The 393-nt window shown below is 55.2% G+C and carries 1 rRNA gene; it reads right to left on the bottom strand.

Features of this window, described 5'->3' with window-relative positions:
* Positions 1 to 393: ribosomal RNA gene (locus tag HMPREF2978_RS09070) — 23S ribosomal RNA — on the bottom strand; the annotation flags it as partial.

Below are 393 nucleotides of genomic sequence, written 5' to 3' on the forward strand. Positions count from 1 at the left end.
CCCTTGGGACCTACTCCAGCCCCAGGATGCGACGAGCCGACATCGAGGTGCCAAACCATCCCGTCGATATGGACTCTTGGGGAAGATCAGCCTGTTATCCCCGGGGTACCTTTTATCCGTTGAGCGACACCACATCCACAAGTAGGTGCCGGATCACTAGTCCCGACTTTCGTCCCTGTTCGACATGTCTGTCTCACAGTCAAGCTCCCTTGTGCACTTACACTCACCACCTGATTGCCAACCAGGCTGAGGGAACCTTTGGGCGCCTCCGTTACATTTTGGGAGGCAACCGCCCCAGTTAAACTACCCACCAGGCACTGTCCCCAACCCAGATCATGGGCCAAGGTTAGACATCCAATCCGATCAGAGTGGTATTTCAACAACGACTCCACA

The sequence above is a fragment of the Corynebacterium sp. HMSC074C01 genome (genome assembly GCF_001814605.1).
Classification (GTDB): Bacteria; Actinomycetota; Actinomycetes; order Mycobacteriales; family Mycobacteriaceae; genus Corynebacterium.